This is a genomic window from Candidatus Vicinibacter proximus (assembly GCA_016713905.1).
GTDB lineage: Bacteria > Bacteroidota > Bacteroidia > Chitinophagales > Saprospiraceae > Vicinibacter > Vicinibacter proximus.
In genome coordinates this window covers 411,881-434,823 of the sequence record JADJOE010000002.1, presented here as the reverse complement: position 1 = coordinate 434,823, position 22,943 = coordinate 411,881, and the positions used below count along the sequence as shown (strand labels likewise).

17 protein-coding genes are annotated in these 22,943 nt (G+C 35.2%); 16 read left to right on the top strand and 1 reads right to left on the bottom strand.

Annotated features, from left to right (window positions below):
• The first annotated feature begins 53 nt into the window (after nucleotides 1–53).
• The 4 genes from IPJ83_08055 (at nucleotide 54) to IPJ83_08040 (ending at nucleotide 3,565) form a co-directional block, all read left to right on the top strand.
• Nucleotides 54–1,166 carry a hypothetical protein gene (locus IPJ83_08055; GenBank protein MBK7880496.1) on the top strand — a complete coding sequence of 371 codons (1,113 nt, stop codon included), beginning with the start codon at nucleotides 54–56 and terminating at the stop codon, nucleotides 1,164–1,166.
• Between the two features lie 198 nt (nucleotides 1,167–1,364).
• Complete coding sequence (locus IPJ83_08050) at nucleotides 1,365–2,177, top strand: CPBP family intramembrane metalloprotease (GenBank protein ID MBK7880495.1); 813 nt, start codon at nucleotides 1,365–1,367, stop codon at nucleotides 2,175–2,177.
• A gap of 183 nt (nucleotides 2,178–2,360) precedes the next feature.
• Entirely contained in the window at nucleotides 2,361–3,134 is a 774-nt protein-coding gene (locus IPJ83_08045; protein ID MBK7880494.1) for a hypothetical protein, read from the top strand.
• Nucleotides 3,135–3,295: 161 nt separating this feature from the next.
• Entirely contained in the window at nucleotides 3,296–3,565 is a 270-nt protein-coding gene (locus tag IPJ83_08040) for a hypothetical protein (protein ID MBK7880493.1), read from the top strand.
• A 977-nt stretch (nucleotides 3,566–4,542) separates the two neighbouring features.
• Here IPJ83_08040 and IPJ83_08035 read toward each other — a convergent pair.
• Entirely contained in the window at nucleotides 4,543–5,220 is a 678-nt protein-coding gene (locus tag IPJ83_08035) for a TetR/AcrR family transcriptional regulator (GenBank protein ID MBK7880492.1), read from the bottom strand.
• A 138-nt stretch (nucleotides 5,221–5,358) separates the two neighbouring features.
• On the opposite strand from IPJ83_08035, the gene IPJ83_08030 reads away from it, so the two are divergent.
• From IPJ83_08030 to IPJ83_07975, 12 genes are all read left to right on the top strand, one after another.
• Nucleotides 5,359–5,913, top strand: a complete 555-nt coding sequence (locus tag IPJ83_08030; protein MBK7880491.1) for a hypothetical protein — start codon at nucleotides 5,359–5,361, stop codon at nucleotides 5,911–5,913.
• The gene (locus IPJ83_08025; protein ID MBK7880490.1) at nucleotides 5,891–7,627 is read left to right on the top strand and encodes an ATP-binding cassette domain-containing protein; all 1,737 of its coding nucleotides are present in this window, start codon (nucleotides 5,891–5,893) and stop codon (nucleotides 7,625–7,627) included. The genes IPJ83_08030 and IPJ83_08025 overlap by 23 nt, the downstream gene beginning before the upstream one ends.
• A gap of 22 nt (nucleotides 7,628–7,649) precedes the next feature.
• The gene (locus IPJ83_08020) at nucleotides 7,650–9,005 is read left to right on the top strand and encodes an HlyD family efflux transporter periplasmic adaptor subunit (protein MBK7880489.1); all 1,356 of its coding nucleotides are present in this window, start codon (nucleotides 7,650–7,652) and stop codon (nucleotides 9,003–9,005) included.
• Nucleotides 8,995–10,446 (top strand): TolC family protein, encoded by a 1,452-nt coding sequence (locus IPJ83_08015; protein ID MBK7880488.1) that lies wholly within the window; start codon nucleotides 8,995–8,997, stop codon nucleotides 10,444–10,446. Before IPJ83_08020 ends, IPJ83_08015 begins: the two co-directional genes overlap by 11 nt.
• Nucleotides 10,447–10,496: 50 nt before the next feature.
• On the top strand, nucleotides 10,497–11,300 hold the full coding sequence (locus IPJ83_08010; protein MBK7880487.1) for a Fic family protein: 804 nt from the start codon (nucleotides 10,497–10,499) through the stop codon (nucleotides 11,298–11,300).
• Nucleotides 11,301–11,435: 135 nt separating this feature from the next.
• Nucleotides 11,436–11,837 carry a DUF1801 domain-containing protein gene (locus IPJ83_08005; protein MBK7880486.1) on the top strand — a complete coding sequence of 134 codons (402 nt, stop codon included), beginning with the start codon at nucleotides 11,436–11,438 and terminating at the stop codon, nucleotides 11,835–11,837.
• Nucleotides 11,838–12,113: 276 nt separating this feature from the next.
• Complete coding sequence (locus IPJ83_08000) at nucleotides 12,114–13,001, top strand: SRPBCC domain-containing protein (protein ID MBK7880485.1); 888 nt, start codon at nucleotides 12,114–12,116, stop codon at nucleotides 12,999–13,001.
• 84 nt (nucleotides 13,002–13,085) lie between these two features.
• Nucleotides 13,086–13,580 carry an SRPBCC domain-containing protein gene (locus IPJ83_07995; GenBank protein MBK7880484.1) on the top strand — a complete coding sequence of 165 codons (495 nt, stop codon included), beginning with the start codon at nucleotides 13,086–13,088 and terminating at the stop codon, nucleotides 13,578–13,580.
• Between the two features lie 39 nt (nucleotides 13,581–13,619).
• Nucleotides 13,620–13,814 (top strand): hypothetical protein, encoded by a 195-nt coding sequence (locus IPJ83_07990; GenBank protein ID MBK7880483.1) that lies wholly within the window; start codon nucleotides 13,620–13,622, stop codon nucleotides 13,812–13,814.
• A gap of 215 nt (nucleotides 13,815–14,029) precedes the next feature.
• Nucleotides 14,030–14,962 carry a PD40 domain-containing protein gene (locus IPJ83_07985; protein MBK7880482.1) on the top strand — a complete coding sequence of 311 codons (933 nt, stop codon included), beginning with the start codon at nucleotides 14,030–14,032 and terminating at the stop codon, nucleotides 14,960–14,962.
• A gap of 410 nt (nucleotides 14,963–15,372) precedes the next feature.
• On the top strand, nucleotides 15,373–16,044 hold the full coding sequence (locus IPJ83_07980; protein MBK7880481.1) for a hypothetical protein: 672 nt from the start codon (nucleotides 15,373–15,375) through the stop codon (nucleotides 16,042–16,044).
• 808 nt (nucleotides 16,045–16,852) lie between these two features.
• Nucleotides 16,853–22,756, top strand: coding sequence for an HYR domain-containing protein (locus tag IPJ83_07975; GenBank protein ID MBK7880480.1), 5,904 nt, complete (start codon nucleotides 16,853–16,855; stop codon nucleotides 22,754–22,756).
• Nucleotides 22,757–22,943: the final 187 nt, after the last annotated feature.

Here is a 22,943-nt window from a genome sequence, read left to right as displayed (position 1 = left end):
GAACTAAACATCAAAAAGTAGAAAAATAGACATTTACCGCAATCTGAAATATTATGATGAAATTTAATCAATATTTTAAATCATGCGACGTAAGATTTCTATTCTCCATGTTTATTTTTTTTCTATCGTTCTGTGCGTATTTTCCCTATACGAAAACAAAAATTATTTCGCAGGCAAACAGAACAATGGCTGATTGTGTGGCTTGTGAACGGATTAATGTATTTATCAAAAGCAAAGAGCTTATTAGTAACATAGTGTGGAAAGGCCTGAATGATGATGCACACATCCGCCCTTTACTTTATTTTACAGATAGCAGTACCTATATCGCCTTTGGTAGTGATATACTTTTTAAAAACTATAACTATGAGTTACTTGATTGTGGGAACGGCTTTTCGCTATTGAAGCTGCCACGAATGGACGCTCAGCCTTTCCATATGGAAAATAATATGAATTTTAAAGATACAGCTTCTATATTTTATAATCAGCCTATGATGCTTTGTTCTGATGTTGAAACCCTGATTAAAGTTGTTCCTGATTTTAATAAAACAGAGGACTGGTTGCAATTGGTGATGCATGAGTATTTTCATAGTTTTCAATTTTCGCATAAGGCAACAATTAATTACTTGTCGGAAGTAATACAAATATCCTCAGATACACTCAATAAAATTTATATTCAAAATGCATGGTTCGGAGAATTACTGGAAAATGAGAACAATGCTTTGCTGAATGCAATTCGTGCCACAACAGGTGATTCAATGAATCATTATATGGATGAATTTTATCAGATTCGGCAACGAAGAAGAATGCAGTACGAAAGTCTGCATAACTTAAATTTAAGTATTATGGAAAATTTCTGGGAAACCATAGAGGGTACAGCAAGATATGCTGAATACTATATGGCTGGTAATTTTTATAAGATTGCAACTGGAACATCAAGTCAGTGTGACTCCCTATTTAAAAATTTTAGAGATTATTCAGATATGATAAATTTCGAAAACGAACTTGAATTTATAGAGAGAACCAAAATGATGCAGGCATATTATTATGTGACAGGATTCAATTTATGCAGGCTTATGGATAAAATTGGAATTAATTATAAGCAAGATTTATTTAATCACCCAGCTGAAGGACTATATGAAATATTTACAAAACATACCATCCGCTAAAAGTACTTTTGCAATAGGGGGGGTTTTCCAGATAATGAGGGATATGCTGTTCTTTTTGAGCAGTTATGTAGTTAAAATAAGAGTAGTTTTCCACCTCAACACCCACCTGGAAGAAGTTAGGTTTGTGCGGAAATCCCGTCTTCACAAATCGGCAAAAAGTTAGAAGCCAGGTTAATTGACAATAACGCTTAAGAAGGGATGAAACAATTGATAACATATTTCGGACTGGCTTATTTAATCAGCTGGACAATATGGCTTCCGTTGTATGGACACACTTTGGGGTTGACCAATTTACCAACCTTACCTTATCATCATGGACTTGGTGGCTTTGGACCTTTAATTGCCTCATTCCTGACAACTTGGTTTTATCAAAGAAAAACAGGAGTAAATCTTTTAATTGAGAAATGCTTTCAGGTAAGACCATTGGTTTATTTGATTATAGCATTATTGAGTCCTTTTATACTTTCCTTAATTGCGACAATTATAAATTTTTTTATAGACAAATCACCAATCCATCTTTCTGGACTACTAAGAAGCAAAGAGTTTCCGCAATTCAACCTGCCGACTTTTTTCATTTACAATTTAATTTTCTTCGGTTATGGAGAAGAAGTTGGTTGGCGAGGTTTTGCCTTGCCAAGATTACAGGAAAAACTAAGCGCATTAACATCAAGCATTATACTGACAGTATTTTGGGCAATTTGGCATTGGCCACTTTTCTTTTACAGACCCGGTTACTCAACAATGGACTTTTCTGGAATATTTGGTTGGACATTTAGCCTATTGACTGGAAGTGTATTATTGACTTGGCTTTACAACTCTTCCAGAGCGAGCATTTTAATTTGTGCCATTTTTCATTCAACCATAGACATCTCATTTACTGCTGACTTTGCAGAAATGAATATCATGAATTATATGGGATTTTTAATTACAGTTTGGGGCATATTGACAATAATTATTTTTAAACCAAAAAATTTGGCAACCAATGAACGAGAAAAGCACTACAGTCGATAAATTCAGGTTAATTACTGCTTAGTATGTAGTTTGTAAAAGTGTGTTCTTTCCAGTTTCCTTATTATCGGGTGATTATATTATGGCTTCGATGCCACATTGCTTTAGCCTGTATCCGTTGTACTCTATAAGTGGCAACATCTTCCACTTCAAACTGATTGCATGAAATAAACTTTGACATACAAAATGAAACAACACATTAGAAAGTGGATTTTACGACTTACATTAACAGGAATGTTGAGTTTAGGTTTTTTAGTTGGAATAATTTTGAACCCAACTTTACTTTATACAAACAAGACTACTTTTGGCAACTTCACGATTTTTCATAACTTACCACTTGATGGATGTTTTATTTCACGGCTTGACAATTCAACTGCAAGTACAAAGACAAGCGAACTCTATGACGCCAATCTCAAACTAGACATTTGTTTGAACGATGGTTCACTTTACCCATTACTAATGGAGAAGTTGAAAGGAAAAGCATTTGCATGGGGCTTTTACAATAAAGTTGTTTTAATGGGCAATGCAAACAGCAAAGAAAATTTTGTTGAACTCAATGGTTACAAATGGAACTTGACACAATTGATCGCACACGAAATTACACATTGCTTGCAGTTTCACAAATTCGGACTTTGGAAATCAAACCCAATTGCAAATTATCCTCATTGGAAATGGGAAGGTTACCCAGAGTATGTAGCAAGACGAAACGCAGACCAACTAGACTTAACAAATAACATTGTAAGTAAAATTGCCCAAGATGATTTAAATAAGGACAGTTGGGAAATAGGATTTAGCGACAATACAATTTCATCCAGAGATTATTATAATGAATGGCTTCTCATTCAGTATTGCCTTGACATAAAAAATATGACTTACGAGAAGTTATTAAAAGATACGACCAGCGAACAAACAATGACTAGTCAAATGATGAATTGGTTTGCAACGCGCAAAATTAATTAATCGCCCCATATCTGCGGTGATTAATTGTATATCTTCCTCACAATAATTTTATATAGATCCAAAAGGCACCTTCGAATACAAAATCTGGATATATTTTCGTGTATAGACAAAACCATAAATGTGGAATTTGGTAAAGAGAGTGGTTCATGCTAGATAAAATAATGAGGCAATTAAGCGTTCTGAGATTTTCTGCCAAAGAAGAAGCCACACTCACTACCTTAACATTAGAAATTTTAAATTCATCAGAAAGAGAAGGAAAATTCATAATTGAAACCATCGGTGTCATTAAACTCATGTTGGAATTTTTATTTTTTATACTGAGTGCCATAGCAATAAATAAGCTGGGATATTCTAAAGCAAGTCTTAAATTCATATTAGTAGTTTTGTTACACTATATCGTTTCTTATGACCGGGTAATATGGTTGATATAACAATGAGGAATTTCTTTAAAGCGTAGAGTTTGCAAATTGGAAGATTTGATATATCAGAAATTCTACTCCCTCATCATATAGTTTTGCTTAAGCAGAATATATAATGGAGTGGTTTGATGAAGGAAAGTTTTGTGAATTTCGACACAGAAAATCTGACAAGGTCATAACTTAATTCCTGTAAAGTAATATATTATAAGTTATAATATTTGAATTCGACAAATAGCGAATGAAAATCTTGGAAAATGTCAAAATGAATGACAAGACTTAACTGTTATTGCCCGAGGAATTTCTTAATCCAAGGTGACAAAACTGTAATTAATTTATTGGGCAATTATATTTGTGACTAAATAGATGTTCGCATTTATACAGCTATGGAATTCAAGGATGGTAAATTGGCAATTTATGCCAGGATGAGAGTAGATTGGCGTAAGTGGTTAATGGATAATAGACAAGTAGAGAAGTCAGTTTGGCTTATACATTTTTATAGAAAGTTACACAGCAAGTGAAAACTTAAAAGAAGCTATGGAGGAATCTCTATGCTTTGGATGGATAGCTAGCTTGTGAAAGAGTCGCGATGTATAATGTTTCTGTATGACTTTTACACCCCGAAAATAAAAAATGCAATTGATGAACATCAAATATTGAGCGAGAGATTAGTTTAATCCTTAACTGATTTATGACCAAATACCGTCTAGTCCATATTGAAATTGCAAATGAAAATGGGCAATGGAATAGAGAATAAAATAGTATTTTCAAATACTCTCTGCTTATTCTTAGCATAAAATTGTCATTTTATTTCGTTTGACATTTGAATTTCAATATTTATCATTAATAATATTTTATTTATACATTTTTGTTTATGATAAGAGACAATTGAATCTAGGAATTCAATATAAAAATCAAAATTTATTCTATCCCTTTATAAATTATTTACAAGGAAAAACGTAAATTGAAAATGTTCCTTTTCTAAAAGAGACTTATTTTTTCCGGATACTAGAAAAAACCAAATTATTTAAAAAAGCGATTATTTCAGTCTCCTCTTTAGTTTTTTCGAAGTCGGTAAGAGAGGGGAGATTGTACATAAAAAAGTTTTGAAAATGTGCCATTTCGATAATGGTAGAAGCCAGTGACTTTGGGTATTTGTATTGAGGATTACATTCCAATATAATTTTTCCTATAACATCAAAAAGGTCTTTATAAGGCTTAAAAAAATGTTGTTTGTTATCCTCGGCCACCTGCTTTGTCAAATAAGCCTTTGACCCCTCTGCAATTACAATTTGATGAAGTAAACTTTCATTCACATGACTGGTTTGTGTGTCGTCTTCAACATTAGTGGCTAACAGCTTAATCACTTTTTTTAATTTGAGAATCGGGTCTATGATATTATTGGTATGAAAACTAATCTGGAATTCAACCCAACCCCAATACCATGAAGTTAAGTAAATGAGGAGTTTGTGCTTGTTTTCAAAGTAACGATACACACTTGCCTCAGTGGTCCCAATATCTTCGGCAAGCTTTTTAAAGTTAAACGCCTCAAATCCGTTTTTATGAATCATCTGAATACAGTGTTTGATAATTTTTTTACCCAATTCTGAACCCTCTGGATTGCGCAGAAACAATCCTTCGTTAATTCTCATGTGCAACTGTAGCTCCATATATCGATACTTGTAGATTGGTTTAGCTTAATTCTGATCAAAAGGAAAAATATATTATTGCAATTAAAAAAGATTGTAATACTATTATAAACAAAATTAATACTACTTTTGTTTTAGATTAGATAAAAGACAGGTCATATGAGTTCAGAAAGTCGATTCCTAATACCAATCAGGGGTTATAGAATTTTTACCATCAAACAGGTGATTAGCAATTCTATGCAGATGAAACACCTTGCGCAATACCGATTACAAAAATTTTACTTGGGTTTTGAAAATATATATAGTATTGTAAATCAGCATGATATAAATATTTTTAATGATCTGATGAAACTTTCACCTGTTCATTTGGTATGTTTTCATTGGAGGTCCTCAATTTTCAATGTAGTTTTTCCTGCTATTGAGAAAAGAATGAGCTGGATAATGGGATTGTATATCAAGAGTATAAAATGGGAGGCTATTGCTTTGGGTTCGACTTTTCAAAGTCTTTATCCGGCGTATATAGTCAGTAAAATAATGAAAGAATATGTTCACATCCAGGGACAAGCTTTTTTGCGGAGACTGAGCACTTCACCCAATATAAAAGATAGACTATATGGATCAACTCATCATAACGTGGGCTTAAAAACTACAGCCCAGCCAAAAACTCAAGTTCAAGCCTTAAATAATAATTATGCCTTTCACAAATATCAGTAAACCATTAGAGCGTTTTTGGAGATTAATTGCTCTAGAGAAAAAAGAGTTGGTCTCTATTTATTTTTATTCTATTCTCAATGGTTTGGTATATCTATCCATCCCATTAGGTATTCAATCCATAGTAAACCAATTGTTCGGAGGCTTGGTAAGCACATCCCTTGTAGTGCTCATTATAATTGTAGTCTTTGGTGTGTTGTTAAACGGTTGGCTTACCATTTTGCAAATGAATTCGAATGAAAGGATACAACGAAGAATATTTACCAGGTTTAGCTTACAGTTCGCTTACAAAATTCCACGATTGGATTTAATGTCTGTGGATGATTACCACTTACCCGAATTAGTCAATCGCTTTTTTGACACCGCTTCTGTTCAAAAAGGTCTTACCAAAGTGCTTATTGAATTCCCATCTGCATCCATACAAATTCTGTTTGGTATTATTTTACTTTCCTTATACAATGTCACTTTTTTTGCGTTTGGCATTTTGCTGATTGGATTAATGTACATTATAATCCGAACCACTTATGCCAAAGGAATAACCACCTCATTAGAAGAAAGTAACTACAAGTATGAGGTAGGACATTGGCTCGAGGAGGTAGCTCGGGTTATTAAAACGCTAAAGTTTATGGGTAGAAATGATTTTGGAGCACATAAAGCCGATTATATCGTTAGTGAGTATCTTGATGCAAGGGCTGAACACTTTAAGGTATTGAAGATTCAATATTGGGCTTTCGTTTGGTTCAAAGTAATCATTACTGCTGCATTATTGATTTTGGGGGCTGTGTTGGTAATCAATCAACAAATTAATATTGGACAGTTTATTGCCAGCGAAATAGTAATTATCATGTTGTTAAGCTCTGTAGAGAAAGTCATCAGCAGCCTGGATGTAGTATATGATATGCTCACTTCTCTTGAGAAGGTCAGTAATATTTTAGACAAACCACTGGAAAAACAAGATGGGCTGGATATTCTAGAGATAAGTCAGGCCAAAGGTGTAAGTGTAAAAGCCGAAAACCTTTCTTATCGTTTTACGGATAACGACAACTATGTTTTAAAAAAGCTGGATTTCGAAATTAAAGAGGGTGAAAAAGTTTGTATTTTCGGTTCCCAAAGTTCCGGAAAAACTACTCTACTCAAACTATTAACTGGAGGCTATTTAAACTATGAAGGAAATTTACTTTTCAATAATTATCCTCTTGGCAATTTCAATCTTGAAAAACTAAGACAGGAAATTGGTATTTATCTTGCCACACCAGATATTTTTTCAGGCTCTCTTTACGATAATCTTGCCTTAGGAGATAGCACAATAACTCCGCAGTTCATTATGCAAATTTCTGAAAAAACCGGATTGCTTCCTTTTATTCAGTCATTAAAAAATGGGTTGGATTCCAGAATTGACACCATCGGTAAAAAACTCCCGAGAAGCATCATCATAAAAATTTTGTTCACAAGAGCTCTGCTCACAAAACCGCGTTTGCTTTTGATAGAAGATTGCTGGAGTGGTTTGGAGCGATTGGAACAGGAAAACATGATCAAGTGTCTTACCGGTTCCGAAAATAGCTTTACGCTTATCGCCGTAACCAATGACGAAAACTTTGCCAGAATTTGTGATAAAATTATTCTTCTTGAGGATGGCAAATTGATGGTATTCGGGAACTTTGAATCAGTAAGCAGAACTGAGGTGTATAAAAAAATGTTTAAAAAACTTAGCTTGTAAGATTAAATAGTATAATCTAATTATGTGGCTTAATAAAGATAATCAGGCATTGCTCAAAGAAAAGAACGAATTTGTTTCGTTTCGTAAAGCATTTGACAATGGGAATGATATAAACTTGATGAAATGGTTTATAGGCATTGGCTTAGTACTAATCATTTTTCTCCTGCTTCCGTGGACACAAAATATTCAAGCCCCCGGCATTATCACAACCCGTTCTCCCGAACAACGGCCTCAAGAACTGAATTCAGTTATTGATGGGAGAATTGAACATTGGTTTGTGAAAGAAGGTGATATGGTAGTAAAAGGCGACACAATTTTAAAAATTTCGGAAGTGGAGGAATATTATCTGGATCCAGAACTTTTAAAACGCACGGAAGAACAGATTTTAGCTAAAGAAGGAACAGTGGATTTTTATCGAAATAAAGTAACCGCAATTCAAAATCAGCTTTCAGCCACCTATCAAGTTCGGGAACTAACATTACAACAGTTAAAAAATAAAATTAAACAGGCAACGCTCAATGTGGTAACGGACAGCATGGCATTAAAGGCAGCAGAAACAGAATTAAAAATTGCACAAGATCAATACAAAAGACAGGAAGAGCTTTACAAACAAGGTTTAAAATCACTTACTGAATTGGAACAACGAAAACAGCAATTGCAAAATGCAGAAGCTAAAATAACTACTGCTGCAAACAAATTTGCCAACACCAAAAATGATTTACTCATTGCCAAAATTGAACTAAATCAAACCGACAATGAGTATTCCGAAAAAATGTCTAAAGCAGAAAGTGATAAATTCGCCGCTTTAAGTGAAATTACAAATGGAGAAAGTGAGGTGGCCAAACTAAAAAATCAGTTTTCAAATTATTCCATTCGGAATGCCTTCTATTATGTGCTGGCCCCGCAAAACGGCCAAATCACAAAAACTATTTCAGCAGGTATAGGCGAAATAGTGAAGGCAGGCGAAATGATTGTAAAAATTGTACCTCAAAAATTTCAATATGCCGTAGAGATGTATGTAAGACCAATGGACTTGCCACTTATGGACATAGGACAAAAAGTTCGCTTCCAATTTGACGGCTGGCCTGCCATAGTTTTCAGTGGTTGGCCAGTGGCAAGTTATGGAACTTATGGAGGTGTTGTAGTAGCCATTGATAACTCTGTTTCTGATAACGGCAAATTCAGAATCCTTGTAGTGGAAGATTCAAAAGACCAAAAATGGCCAGATGCTCTAAAAGTTGGTGGCGGCGCAAAGGGAATGGCATTACTCAAAGATGTAACCATCATCTATGAACTATGGCGAAACATTAACGGATTTCCCCCCGACTTTTATAAATCATCCGATTCAAAAGAACAACCATCAAAAAATGAAAAGTAATCTTCTTAATTATTTTTTTAGACTTTTAAAGAAAGGAGCATTTATAAAATTTCTAACAACTTTTCAAATTGTTAGCGCCGCACCAGCAGATACCACTTTAAGAGTACTTTCCGTAAGCGAGTTTATGGAGATTGTAAAAAATTATCATCCGGTAGCAAAACAAGCGCAATTAATACTCGAACAGGCAAAGGCCAAATTACTTATTGCCAGGGGTGGTTGGGACCCTGACCTTTATTCCAATTATAAAAATAAAACTTATGACGGTGCCAACTACTATTCCTATTTTGAAAGCAAAATTTCAGTACCTGTTTGGTATGGCATTGAAGTAAATACTGGTTATGATTTGGTAAATGGACAAAACATTAATGTTGAAAATAAACTACCATCAAACGGACTCGGCTATTTGGGTATTTCAGTTTCCCTGTTAAAAAATGTTTTACTGGATAAACAACGCGCAACCCTCAAGCAAGCACTCATATTTCGGGAAGCAAGTGAACAACAGCGGCTTGTAATCCTAAACGACCTGCTTTATAATGCTCTTAAAACATACTATGACTGGAGTTACTCTTACAATGAATATCTTATTTATAAGGAAGCGGTGAGAATTGCTACCATACGTTATAATGCAACAATACAAGGGGTAATTTATGGTGATAGAGCCGCACTGGATACTACAGAAGCACTTACACAACTACAAAGCCGCCAGTTTCAATTAAATGATGCCAAACTTCGTTTTTTAAATAATGGACTTGAGATCAACAATTATTTATGGTTGAACAATAATACACCCCGACCCATAGATACTACTATCGTACCCATGCCATTAAACACCAACTTTACGCAACAACAAATACAACTTAATTATTTGGAAGATATGGCTTTTGAGCTCCAGCAAAATCATCCCATCTTATTGAATTATAATTTCAAACTCCGTCAGTTGGACATAGAGAGAAGACTCAAACTAGAGAACCTAAAACCCACACTCAATGCAAAATACAACTTGCTAAGTGAGCAATTCAACTTCCAAAGTCAAGCTGGAATTCTACTGAGTAACAACTATTATTTTGGATTGAATTTTTCTATGCCTCTTACATTTATGGAGGGTAGAGGTGCCTTGCGACTTACCAAATTAGAAATTCAAAATACACGCTACGAAATGAATTATAAAAAACAGGAGTTGCTTAATAAATTGCGAGGTACCTTCAATGAACTCATTACAACACAACAACAATCTAAATTGTATGAGCAAAGTGTGCAAGGTTTCAAAGATTTATTTGAAGGAGAAACAATTCGTTTAAACAATGGAGAAAGTTCTCTTTTTCTTGTTAATGCCAGGGAGAACAGACTTTTGGATGCACAAATAAAACTATGTGAATTACAGACAAAATATTTTAAAACAGAAGCAGAATTAAAATGGGCAGTCGGAAATATCAACCGATAGTCTAAAGCAATCGTTTCTGAAAATCCAATTGTATAAATAATTCTCATAAAATGTTTTTGCTTCCCGTAGAAAATATTCATATAAATCAGGAAAAGATCACTGAAATTGATAGAATTCTGAAGTCAATTTACAGACTGATTATATACAGCCGTTATCATCTTGACGATGATCTTTTGGATATCTACTTAGCGGATATGGACAATTTACAAGAACTTCTAAGCATTAAAAATGCCCAAATGGAAGCTCAAAACGAAGAAGAGGCCAATGCGTATTTGATAAACTTGAAATTATCACTTGACTTTGTCATTAAGGAAATTATTTTACACAAAAATTTTGAAAAGGAAATACAATTATTTCAACTGCTTCGTATAGTTTCGCCCGAAACTAATGCAATACATCCAAATCGTTACAGACAAACACTTGTACAGATAGGAGCACATATTTGCCCTGAACCAAAAGCAGTTCCCCAATTGGTTTCCGAACTATTTTATAGAATGAAGTCTATTTCAAATCCCATCATCAGGGCTATCTATTTTCATCATGAGTTAATTAGAATACACCCTTTTGTGGATGGAAATGGCCGTGTCACCAGAATTGCAAAAAATTGGATGTTGATGTATGATTTATATCCGCCAATTTTTATTAATGATGCCTCACAAAAAAAGGAATACACTACTACACTTGGAAATAGCTTTAAAGAATTATTAAAAAACCCTGAAAAATGGAATTATTTCACCGAACAATTTTTTGAACAAGAACTTGATCGCTTGTTGTTAAATGCTTCTTTGCTTTATGAAAATGTTAGTATAATTGGATTAAATAGAGAAAAGATCAGTAGCGGGGAGAAAAGTTAATTATTTAACCCCAAATTAATATTTTCATTAAAAAATTGAACTTGTGATTTTTACTACAATATTTTTTTGGTAGATCCAAATCCATTTTTAATTTTATACCCTTAAGTAAACATTTCATACGTACAAGACTTATCCATGAATACTGAAACTCAAGAATATAATAACCGGCAAGTAGAAACCGATCAAGAAATTTGTAATCTACTGACAAAGATTATTGATGAGCAATTGCCTGAGGCTGAGAATAAAATTTGGCATGCACATCCTGTTTGGTTTCTTGATGGGAATCCGGTCGTAGGTTACAGTAAGCTGAAGGATAGCGTCCGACTTTTATTCTGGAGTGGTGCAAGTTTTGAGGAGGAAGATTTGAAAATCAATACCGGAAAATTTAAAGATGCGGGTATTCGTTATACATCAGTGGATCAAATAAATAAAATCGACCTCATCCGGTGGCTAGAGAAATCAAAAGTAATTCAGTGGGATTACAAGAACATTGTAAAAAGAAAAGGAAAATTGGAGTATTTAAATCCAGCAAAATGAAAGTTGAATCAATATATTCTGAGCTGATCGTAAATAGATTTTTTGCTACATTTACGAACAGGCCAATTTTAAAGGGCATTTCTATGCAACTTTTGAATAACAGTGCAATTGGAATCCCTTGCTGAAATGGATAAAATTATAATTTGCGCTTTAGATATGGCAGTAGTCGATATCGTAGTAGTCAGGAGCGAGGCTGAGAGCATTTCCACAACTTTGCAGATCTCGATGGACATCAGTGGAAAATCAAGTATTAAATAATTACCTAATTTCACAATAATGACAAATTCAATCAAAATTACTGTACAGGCAACTATTGATGCAGACCTAACAACAGTCTGGAATTCTTACACAAATCCCGAACACATTACCAAATGGAACTTTGCTTCTGAGGATTGGCAATGTCCCTATGCCACAAACGACTTACGGGTTGGGGGTAAGTACTCCGCCAGAATGGAGGCAAGAGATGGGAGCTTTGGCTTCGACTTTGAAGCTATATATGACGAAATAGTAGAAAAAGAAAAAATAGTTTATACCATGACAGATGGCAGACAGGCCACTGTACATTTTAAAGGCTCAGACTTTCGCACGGAAGTTTCCATTGTCTTTGATGCCGAAACAGAAAATTCAGTTGAATTGCAAAAAGGGGGTTGGCAAGCCATTCTGAATAATTTTAAAAATTATTGTGAATCAAAACCATCCAAAATGAAGAAATTAGAATTTAAAATAGAGCTTAACTCTTCTGCAGAAAAAGCATTTAACACCATGCTTGGGCTTAAAGATATCAGTACCTACGAAAAATGGACTTCTGAATTTAACCCTACCTCCACTTATGAAGGATCCTGGGTTGAGGGAAGTAAAATACTTTTTATAGGTATAGGAGAAGGCGGTAAGCGGGGAGGTATGGTGTCCAGAATTTCAAAAAACGTACCCAATCAATTTATATCCATTGAGCATTATGGAATTTTAGATGGGGAAATAGAAATTACAAGTGGTCCACAAGTCGAGCGATGGGCTGGAGGTTTTGAGAATTATTCATTTAGAGAAGAAGGTGGTAATACCATCATCACTGTAGAGATTGATGTGGTGGATGAATTTATAGATTATTTTCAAAATACTTATCCTAAGGCACTTGACAAATTAAAGGAAGTGATTGAGCATAGTTGAAATAAAACATTTTCAGTTGGTTGATATTTGGTTTTCTTGAGAAGCTATTATGGGAATAATCTCTCTTTAATTTAAAATTGTGAAATGAATAATTTTGATTGGACAAAGTTTACAAGAAGAATTGCTGTTAAAGCGAATTTGGAGGACATTTATCATGCCTGGACAAAAGCGGATGAACTTGAAAAGTGGTTTTTGAGTATTTCAAATTTTTATGATGAGGCTAATGATATAATTTCTAAAACTACTCCGGTTAGAAAGGGATGTAAGTACGAGTGGAATTGGTATTTATATGATGGTACAGAAAGCGGCAGCATTATTGAAGCAAATGGTTTGGATCATTTAAAATTTAATTTTGCCGGTGATTGTTTAGTAGATATTAGACTTAGCACTCAGGAAGAATACACAATTGTAGAACTCACCCAGGATAACATCCCAACAGATGAACTTTCGAAACAAAACATTCGTCTAGGTTGCGATGCAGGCTGGTCATTTTTCCTGGTTAACCTGAAATCTTATTATGAAGGAGGCTTTGACATGAGAAATAAAAATCCTAATTTTAAAGGTATGGTCAACAGCTAAATAAATTGGATATAGGATTTCATTTTAAAATTTCAATACATGGCTAATCAAAGCAAATATTTTATTGCGACTTTTTTAATTCTCAATGGAATTGTTCTGTTGGGACAAGTTTGGCCTGAAGGAGCTCCACCATTTGCACGTGTGATTAATATTATAGTCATGGCTTCTGATTTTCTTTACTTTTTCATTTTATTATGGCATAAAATAAAAAATGAAAAAGTTAGCAAATTATAGAAATATTTTTTGATAAGGGAGAAGTTTTACTCAGGTATTAAAAATCAAACCAGACCCTTATATATGTTATTCTTATATTTAGTTTAGCGCATTAAGTTATTTTATTTGGGCTTTGGTGTTCGTATTTTTATTTCAAAATCATTTTTGAAAACAATAAATTGCAGATTCTTCTAATAAATGAATATATTTGAACCATGTGTTCTAAAATAATTTCAATGGCACTTCTTTTGTTGATGCCACTCTTTAAATGTAGTTCTCAAGAGAATATACAAAAAGTGGATGGATTTCTTCCTGAGATTTTTTCTCAGTATCCAAATGTAAGAGATGTTGCCATTTCAATTGGTGGAGACGAAATTTATTTTACTGCACAAAGTTATTTAGGTGAGTTGTCGGCAATACTGTACTTCAAAACTGAGAATGGTTTTTTCTCAAAACCTCAGGTCGCACCGTTTTCAGGAAAATATCACGATCTGGAACCTTTTCTTTCAACCGATGGGTTACGATTGTATTTTTCATCCAATAGACCTCTTGAGGAGGGTGTTGGTGAGGTAAAGGATTATGATATCTGGTATGTAGAAAGATTATCCATCAAGAGTGCCTGGTCCGCTCCGGTAAATATGGGTTATCCAATTAATACGGAAAGCAATGAATTTTATCCTTCGGTTTCACGTCTCAACAACCTTTATTTCACCTCTGATGGGCCTTTGTCAAAAGGGAAGGATGATATTTTCGTCAGTAAATGGCGCAAGGGGACTTATGACTTACCTGTTTCTCTAAGTGATTCCATAAATTCAGATGGAATAGAATTCAATGCGTTTATTGCCCCCGATGAGTCCTATCTCATGTACACCTGCTACAACCGCAAGGATGCATATGGAAGCGGTGATCTTTATATCAGCTATCTTGATGGCAATGGCCTTTGGACAAAAGCGGTTAATATGGGCCCTAACATAAATTCTCCCAAAATGGATTATTGCCCATTTGTGGATACTAGTAATGGTATTTTATATTTTACGAGTAAAAGAAATTCCGTGCAAACAAAATTTGCAATGTCGCAATCTTTAGACAAATTATTAGAAGAGATGAATCGCTATGAGAATGGTTTGAGCCGACTTTATAAAGTACAGCTTGGTCCATTAAAGCCTTAATCCGCTCATTTAATTTTAATTCCGATTTTTCAAATTTCAAACTTTCAACACATTGGATCTCAAGGGATATTTTGAGGAAAGGTAATTTCATCTTTAAGAAAAGTGAGATAAAAAATCGCTCAAGTATTATTCAAAATGGAACTGTTTTGTAACAAGAACTTTTACAAAAATGTGACCTCCATTCGCTTAAAAATGCCGGAAGTTTCTGGGCCGTATTGAATAATATTGGATATAGACAAAACGCAAAAAACATATAACGTGTTGAGAAGATCATCGTTTGTTTTTATTTTTTGCATACTGGATTGGTAGAAATTCTTTTCCAGCTGGTATGAACATGTAGCGCTATAGGTCTATAATATCTGGTAAGTGCAGGTTTCCTTTCGTATTAAATTCTGTAGTACCTTTGAGTGATGAGGGTTAAGAGACTTCAGGAAATATTGAGTGACAATAGGTTTGAGCTTCTACTGTTTGCACTCTTACTTTTACTGTTCGATAAAATATTTGTACCTGATGCAAATATTTATACATCTTATGTGTGGCCTATTAATATGATTATTTTAGGATTCGCCGCAGCCGGCATTTTTAAAGAAAGAGTGAGGTACATAGTTTGGTTAAAAAACTTACTTTTCATTTTAAGTGTATTGATTCCTTTATTGTTTGTGGTTATTGTCAAAATACCATTTTTGGTCCAACTGGCTTTTTTGGTTTATACCACTTATTACACCCTGATATTTATTGAAGTTTTGTACCAGATTTTTAGGAAAAGTGAAGCGACATTGAGTGTAATATTGGGATCTGTAAGTGGTTTTTTACTTTTGATCGTTATTGCTCAGTTTACTTTTTTGTTGATTGAATACAACGCACCCCAATCTTTTGGAGGATTAAGTCCGGGGAATATTCCGTATATCTATAACCAGTTATCCTATTTTAGTATGGTCACCTTGGCTACTGTTGGATATGGAGATATTGCCCCTCTTTCAGATGCAGCCCGACTGACAACCATGTTTTTTACCATAGCTGGACAATTTTATATGGTGGCATTGGTGGGTATTATAATCTCCAGATTTAACAATGTCAAGTAAGAATGGAGGGAAATTAAAAGATCAATAAAGAGTACATACTCACTGAATGAGTTTGAATCGCTATTCCAATTAAAAGCCTGACACGCCCCTTTACAATTGAACATGCCATTGTGGTTAGAATTTTACACCCACCCAAAATGAGACGATTCTCATTAATAGACAATTCATGATTCCCATATATTTTAATTCCTATACATTAACTGAATACCCCTAACTTAAAGTTTTAATAAAATGAACGATCCGACTATTTTGATTTTAGTACGGATTGTCTGGAGTTTATTGGAAGCATTTAAAATTAGAATCTCAAGTAGTTACTATTACCTGGAAAAGAAGTCAATGTCCAGATGATTTTTGTTTTTTTTCTGATCAAATCTGTAATCGGAACCATTTCCTTGTTCTCTAAAAGGCACATCCTTCACATCCAGTCTTTTAATAATCGCTCTACAGGACTAACGTAATGTAATAATAACATTTTATAGTAATCACATTACGAATAGATTATGATTCAATTTTTGAATGTAACGCTTTTGTAACGGTCAAATTTTGAACCGCACATCTACCTGATTTTATATTTGAGCGATGCCACACAGGAACTTTGATCATAAAAACCACAAGCACTTGTATTTGCTATATTATCTCCTGTTCATTTGTATTGCTCTGATTTTAGCTATTCTGATTTGGTATTATTCTGAAATTCAGATAGCAAAAATTAGGTATGGAGAGGCCCATTTACCTGACGTGAGGAATTATTCTCCAAACAACTCTAATTTATTTATTGAAATTGAATCACAAACTAAATATATTCAAAATGAAAAAAAATCAATTTAAATTTCAATTATTGCTATTCATTGTTTTTTCGTGCTTTGCTTCCAATGGGTGGTCTCAAACGGCGACTTCTTTATACACCTTAAAACTAGGTGATTTAAAGGCTCATTTTGACCTTTGTACAGACGTTGGATCTCAATTAGAAATTGGAGTGCACGAATGGACAGCGAGATTTAGAACATATGAATATGATGCCATACAGAACTATCATGGACAAGTCACTCAAACATCTTGCATTTATTGCGATAAACTGGAAGACTGTGATTTTCAAAATGAAAATATGCTGATCAGAAGTGACACCTCTTATCTCAATAATGTTGAGGTACAATTAAATGCATGGGAACATGATCCCAATCCTGCTTTTGATAAGGGAGAGAGATGTGATGTCAGAGATGAGGATGATGATAATGTTGTGACAAGCACTATTAAACGGCTAAATTATAGGTTTTATTCTTCGCCAAGTAATGAAGTATATACTGAGTTTCAATTCCAAGATTCGGTAGGGCAATCTTCTTCTGTGGCTTGTGTAATTCCAGAATTCGATAACTACCTTGCTTATTCATGGAGCGTTAAAACGACCTGGAAATACACAGGAGCTTCAAATTTAATCACACCTGGTTGTACACCGCAGTCGGCTTCTTTTATATCAGGTATACTGCCTTCCTGGAGCGTTCAGTTGATAGAGAATGTTCAATATTACTTTAGTACCTGCGAAGGGGCCAATTTTGATACATACTTGACTTTATATGGAACTGATGGATTTACCTTTAAAGCAACAAACGATGATGCATGTGGTACTCAATCAAGATTGGAATTCACACCGACTGAATCGGGGATATATTATCTTGAATTAAAACCCAAAAATGTTCCAGGTACACCTTCTGGCGGCACACTTAGTTATGGAATTTCAACTCAATCAACTAATCAATCATGTGCTTCAGCGATAACGCTTAGTCATGGATCATCCCGTTCTTATAATACTTTATGCTCAACACAGGATGCTCCTGCACAGACTTGTGGAGGAGCAAATGCACACCATGATGTCTGGTATAAATTCACAACACCTTCAGAAGGTGAATTGATAGTTAGTAATTGTTTTAGAAATAATTACAATTCCAGAATCTCTTTATATACTGGTACATGCGGAGCTTTAAATTTGGTCGAAGCTGGTTGTGAAAATATCACTTGCGGTGGTGCAACAACTGGGTCTGAAGTCAGATTTAACAGCTGTAAGAATATAACCTATTATATAAGTGTAGGAGGTATCAATGGTGACAGAGGATCTGGCTTAATATATCTATATTTTTTCCCACAGAACTCCGGCCCCGCCATTCAATGTCCGGAAGATATGGTAGTCAACATGCCGGAAGGTACATGCGCTGGAGCAGTAGCCACTTATACAACCCCTGTTGGTACAGATAATTGTCCAGGTGTTGTTACTCAACGAATAGAAGGTATGGCCTCAGGTGCTGTTTATCCTCTTGGTTATACTACCAATACTTTTAAAGCAACAGACAGTGATGGTAATTCTTCCACTTGTTCGTTTAATATATTGGTTTACGATGTTGAAAAACCGGTTATAACCTGTCATCCACTTGTTACAGTATATACAAGTTCAACTTCTTGCTCTGCCAATGCAACTTACCCTCCACCGACAGCAACAGACAATTGCGGATATAGTGTTATAGAAAAATTGTTCGGCCCTTCATCCGGAGCTTCTTTTCCATTAGGCCAAACTACTATTTATTTTAGAGCAACAGATTTTCATAATAATACAAATGATTGTGGTACAGTAATTAGAGTTATAGACCGTACAGTACCTACTATTATTTGTCCTCCCAATATTACAAGCTCTACCAATAACAATTCTTGTACTGCATTAGTTGGATTTTCCCAACCAACAATATCTGATAATTGTAGTGCTACTCTAAGCCTTCTTTCCGGAATAGCAGCGGGCTCAGAATTTCCATTGGGAATTACAACAAATATTTATAAAGCTACGGATGCTTCTAACAATTCTAGCACCTGCAGTATGACAATTAAAGTGGAAGACAGGCAGAAACCTACCATCACCTGTCCAGAGAATATTACAGCAGAAATAACTTCCCAGCATTCCTGTTATAAAGTTGTACATTTTTCAAATGCAACTTACGTTGATAACTGTACATTATACCCAGTTACAATTACCTCTACATTACCAAGTGGTTCAGATTTACTAACAGGCATTCATCAAGTAACCTTTACTGCAACAGATCACTCAGGTAACACCAATACTTGTTCTATGAATATCACAGTCCTGGATAAAGGAAAACCAATTATCGCCTGTCCTGAAAACCAGACATTAAGTTGTCCGGGTAACTTTAATTTTCCTCCAGTCAATTATTATGATCATTGCAGCGTAGCAAGCATACAACAAATTGAGGGTCCCTCAAGTGGTAGTTTATTTGCCAATGCAGAAACAAATTTGACTTTTATGGCAACTGATCAGGCAGGCAACACCAATACATGCAGTTTCACAATCAGGGTACAGAATCAAAGTGATTTTGAAATTCAATGTCCACCTGATGTGATGATTGATTTAAGTTCACCTTTGTCTTGTTCAGAAACTGTAAATTTTTCAAATCCAAGCGTTACTGGTAATTGTTTTGTTCCTCCACTTCAATTTTCTGCTTCTCATAATTCAGGTTCCGTATTTTCTGTAGGAACTACGGCTGTTCAATTTATGGCGACAGATGGAAATGGCACCAGTAAGGAATGCTCATTTAATGTAGCTGTTCGAGATATTTTCAAGCCTGTGTTAAGATGTCCGGCTAATATAGAGTCAAATTGTCCTGGTGAAATATTTTTTCCAACAGCTGAAGTAGCAGATAATTGCAATCAAGTTATTCCAGTTCAAATTGAAGGTCCAACAAGCGGTAGTCATTTTAACTATGGAGAAAAAAACATAGTATATAAAGCGACAGACCTATCTGGAAATACAGGTGTCTGCAATTTTAAGGTCATTGTTCAAGACATCAATCCATTTGGAGAACTGGTATTAAATGATATTACTCTAGGGGAATGTGGAGGTACACCACCCACTCCAACCGTTACTACTCAGTGTAGTGGCTTAATTACAGCTACAACAACACATCACTTTCCAATTACCGAGCAGGGCAGCAGTATTGTTTCATGGAAGTTTAAAGATGACAAGGGGCACGAGGTATCTATAAATCAAAATATATTCGTTCAAGATGTTTCTTCACCTATACCTGTTGTTGAAAATTTGCCAGTAATAGAAGCGGAATGTTCAGCAGCGGTACTTCCACCTTCAGCAATTGATAATTGTGTTGGATTGATAAATGGATATACAAATAATCCTACAGAATTCAATGAGCAAGGCACATTTTACATCAGCTGGACTTATAAAGATGGAAATGGAAACTTTTCATATCAAGAACAGACTGTGATTATTAATGATGTCACTCATCCTGTCATTCCAGTGCTTGAAAATGTTGTTTTACTGGCATGTCAAACCATACCAACCCCACCAATAGCAGAAGATAATTGTGCTGGTTTGATCACAGGACAAACTTCTACAGAATTTCCAATTCGAGTACCTGGAATGCATACCGTGGTCTGGACCTTTGACGATGGAAATGGAAATATTGCTACGGCAAATCAAAATGTGCAAGTTGAAATACCAAATGTTCCAGGTCAATACTTGAATCTCGAGACGTGTACCATGACACCATGTCCTCCGGGGACCTATTGTCCGGGAGCAACCACTGAGCCCATACCTTGCCCTGCAGGAAAATACCAAAACCTTGAAGGACAAGCTGTCTGCATTTCATGCTTGGCAGGAACTTTTTCATCGACTACCGGCTCAACCTTCTGTGAGTCTTGTCCTGCAGGAAAATACCAAGGAGAGGAAGGCCAGACCAGCTGTTTGAATTGTCCAAGGGGAAAATATTCTGATGCAACAGGATCCATTGAATGCGCGAGTTGTCCTCCTGGAAGCTATTCTGATATCATTGGGTCCAGCGTTTGTACCAGTTGTCCTGCCGGAACCTATCAAGGGCAATCAGGACAGGATCATTGTGAATCATGCTTGGCGGGAACTTTTTCGTCGACTACCGGCTCCACATATTGTGAATCATGTCCTGCAGGAAAATACCAAGGTAAGGAAGGTCAGACAAGCTGTTTGAATTGTCCAAAGGGAAGTTATTCCTCTGCAATAGGATCAATTGAATGTGCGAGTTGTCCTGCAGGAAAATTCCAAGGTGAGGAAGGTCAGACAAGCTGTTTGAATTGTCCTCCTGGAAGTTATTCTGATATAATAGGATCCAGCGTTTGTGCGAGTTGTCCTGCCGGAACTTACCAAGGGTTGCAAGGGCAAGATCATTGTGAATCATGTGGACCGGGAACCTATTCAAATGCAACGGGGGCTGTCGCTTGTACAAATTGTCCTCCGGGGAAATTCTCCACTTCATCAGGATCTACCAGCTGTACTGATTGTCCTGTGCAAACTTACAATCCTCATTCAGGAGCTTCCGAATGTTTAAATTGTCCGGCAGGCACCTACAATCCAAATTTGGGTGCAATCATTTGTCCGGATTGTATTTTAAGTATAAGTTGCGCCAGTATTAATCCTGTAAATATAGATGCAGGTAGTTGCACAGCAAGTTCTGTTAATCTTATTGAGCCGGTTGTAAGTAATTCCTGTCCATTAATTTCTTTGGTTAGCAATGCGCCATTAAATTATCCAGTTGGATCCACAGTGGTTACCTGGACAGCAACCGATGTTTCCGGAGTGACCTCGACCTGCCAACAGACCGTAACAGTTAAAAAGTTTGGTGATGCAAGTTTGTTATATGCTTACACCATTCTGAGTAACGATGAAGTAAAAATGAAAGAGAACACAGTAGAAAGCGGAGGAGTTGGAGTGATCACTGCCAATAAAAAAGTCAGTCTGGAGAAGAACAGTAAAATTATTGCTACCAATACTTTTGTGAAGTCAGGTAATATCGATGTGAAGAGTGGAAGTGCTGTGACTACTAAGATAAATGGGAATGTACCATCATCTTTAAAACCCCTATTTATTGAAAATGTAAATCCCGGCAACAACGATGTTAAAATCAATGACAACAGCGCACCGGTAACATTGAACCTGAGCAATTATGGAAAAATTGAAGTAGGAAAAAATGTAGTTGCTACATTATCGGGTCATGCCAATGTTTATATCAAGGAGCTTAAGCTAAAAGAAGGAAGCCAATTAAAATTTAATCAAGCAACTCACGTGATGATTGATAAGAAATTGGATGGCGATAATAATATAAAAATCAATAACAATGCTATTTCTGGTGTGCAATTTTATGTAGAGGAGGAAGTAAAAATCAATAAAAGCTCTATCGTAAAAGCAAATATCAATACGAAAAAGGAAATTAAAATTGAAAATTCAACTTCCACTTCAAGAACTTATATGACCGGTCAGTTCATTGCAGATAAAGTGGATGCCGGTGAATACGTTACCTGGAATTGGGATGCATCTTATTGTCCGGAAGAAGTTCAATCCCTGTCTACAAAAAATTCAAACTCAAAAAACATGATCGAAGATTTGGATTCGAATTTCAGTAAGACATATACTAAAGGTGGAGAACTCTTGGTGTATCCAAATCCAGCGCAAAATATTCTGTTCGTAAAGATGAACGTTCATCCACATTCCAGAAATCAAATTGAAATTCTAAACAGTCTTGGTGAAAAGATTTCTGAGCAAAACTATGTAACCAATTATGAAGATGAAATGATCACAAAGTTTGATATGAGTATTTATCCAAACGGATTGTATTTTATTCGTGCAACTATGGATGGAAATAAAATAATTAAATCATTTTCAATCCATAAATAAGCAGTACTATAAATTTTTAAATTTTAAAAATTCATTAATTCTTAAAAAAGAAGAGGAGCAACCGCTCCTCTTCTTTTTTAATTCCAGATTATGCCTTAGAATTTCTAGTCCAAATCAAAATATTTGCAACGGATTTTATGCAAAAGAATTTCTACTTCAATTCAAAATACCTTCTAATGATTAAATC

Excerpts from the sequence above, each read along its gene's own strand:
- IPJ83_08055 (MBK7880496.1), top strand. The coding sequence starts at position 54 with ATGATGAAATTTAATCAATATTTTAAATCATGCGACGTAAGATTTCTA.
- IPJ83_08020 (MBK7880489.1), top strand. The coding sequence starts at position 7,650 with ATGTGGCTTAATAAAGATAATCAGGCATTGCTCAAAGAAAAGAACGAA.
- IPJ83_08040 (MBK7880493.1), top strand. The coding sequence starts at position 3,296 with ATGAGGCAATTAAGCGTTCTGAGATTTTCTGCCAAAGAAGAAGCCACA.
- IPJ83_08000 (MBK7880485.1), top strand. The coding sequence starts at position 12,114 with ATGACAAATTCAATCAAAATTACTGTACAGGCAACTATTGATGCAGAC.
- IPJ83_08030 (MBK7880491.1), top strand. The coding sequence starts at position 5,359 with ATGAGTTCAGAAAGTCGATTCCTAATACCAATCAGGGGTTATAGAATT.
- IPJ83_08005 (MBK7880486.1), top strand. The coding sequence starts at position 11,436 with ATGAATACTGAAACTCAAGAATATAATAACCGGCAAGTAGAAACCGAT.
- IPJ83_08015 (MBK7880488.1), top strand. The coding sequence starts at position 8,995 with ATGAAAAGTAATCTTCTTAATTATTTTTTTAGACTTTTAAAGAAAGGA.
- IPJ83_08045 (MBK7880494.1), top strand. The coding sequence starts at position 2,361 with ATGAAACAACACATTAGAAAGTGGATTTTACGACTTACATTAACAGGA.
- IPJ83_07985 (MBK7880482.1), top strand. The coding sequence starts at position 14,030 with ATGGCACTTCTTTTGTTGATGCCACTCTTTAAATGTAGTTCTCAAGAG.
- IPJ83_07980 (MBK7880481.1), top strand. The coding sequence starts at position 15,373 with ATGAGGGTTAAGAGACTTCAGGAAATATTGAGTGACAATAGGTTTGAG.
- IPJ83_07990 (MBK7880483.1), top strand. The coding sequence starts at position 13,620 with ATGGCTAATCAAAGCAAATATTTTATTGCGACTTTTTTAATTCTCAAT.
- IPJ83_07995 (MBK7880484.1), top strand. The coding sequence starts at position 13,086 with ATGAATAATTTTGATTGGACAAAGTTTACAAGAAGAATTGCTGTTAAA.
- IPJ83_08025 (MBK7880490.1), top strand. The coding sequence starts at position 5,891 with ATGCCTTTCACAAATATCAGTAAACCATTAGAGCGTTTTTGGAGATTA.
- IPJ83_08050 (MBK7880495.1), top strand. The coding sequence starts at position 1,365 with ATGAAACAATTGATAACATATTTCGGACTGGCTTATTTAATCAGCTGG.
- IPJ83_07975 (MBK7880480.1), top strand. The coding sequence starts at position 16,853 with ATGAAAAAAAATCAATTTAAATTTCAATTATTGCTATTCATTGTTTTT.
- IPJ83_08035 (MBK7880492.1), bottom strand. The coding sequence starts at position 5,220 with ATGGAGCTACAGTTGCACATGAGAATTAACGAAGGATTGTTTCTGCGC.
- IPJ83_08010 (MBK7880487.1), top strand. The coding sequence starts at position 10,497 with ATGTTTTTGCTTCCCGTAGAAAATATTCATATAAATCAGGAAAAGATC.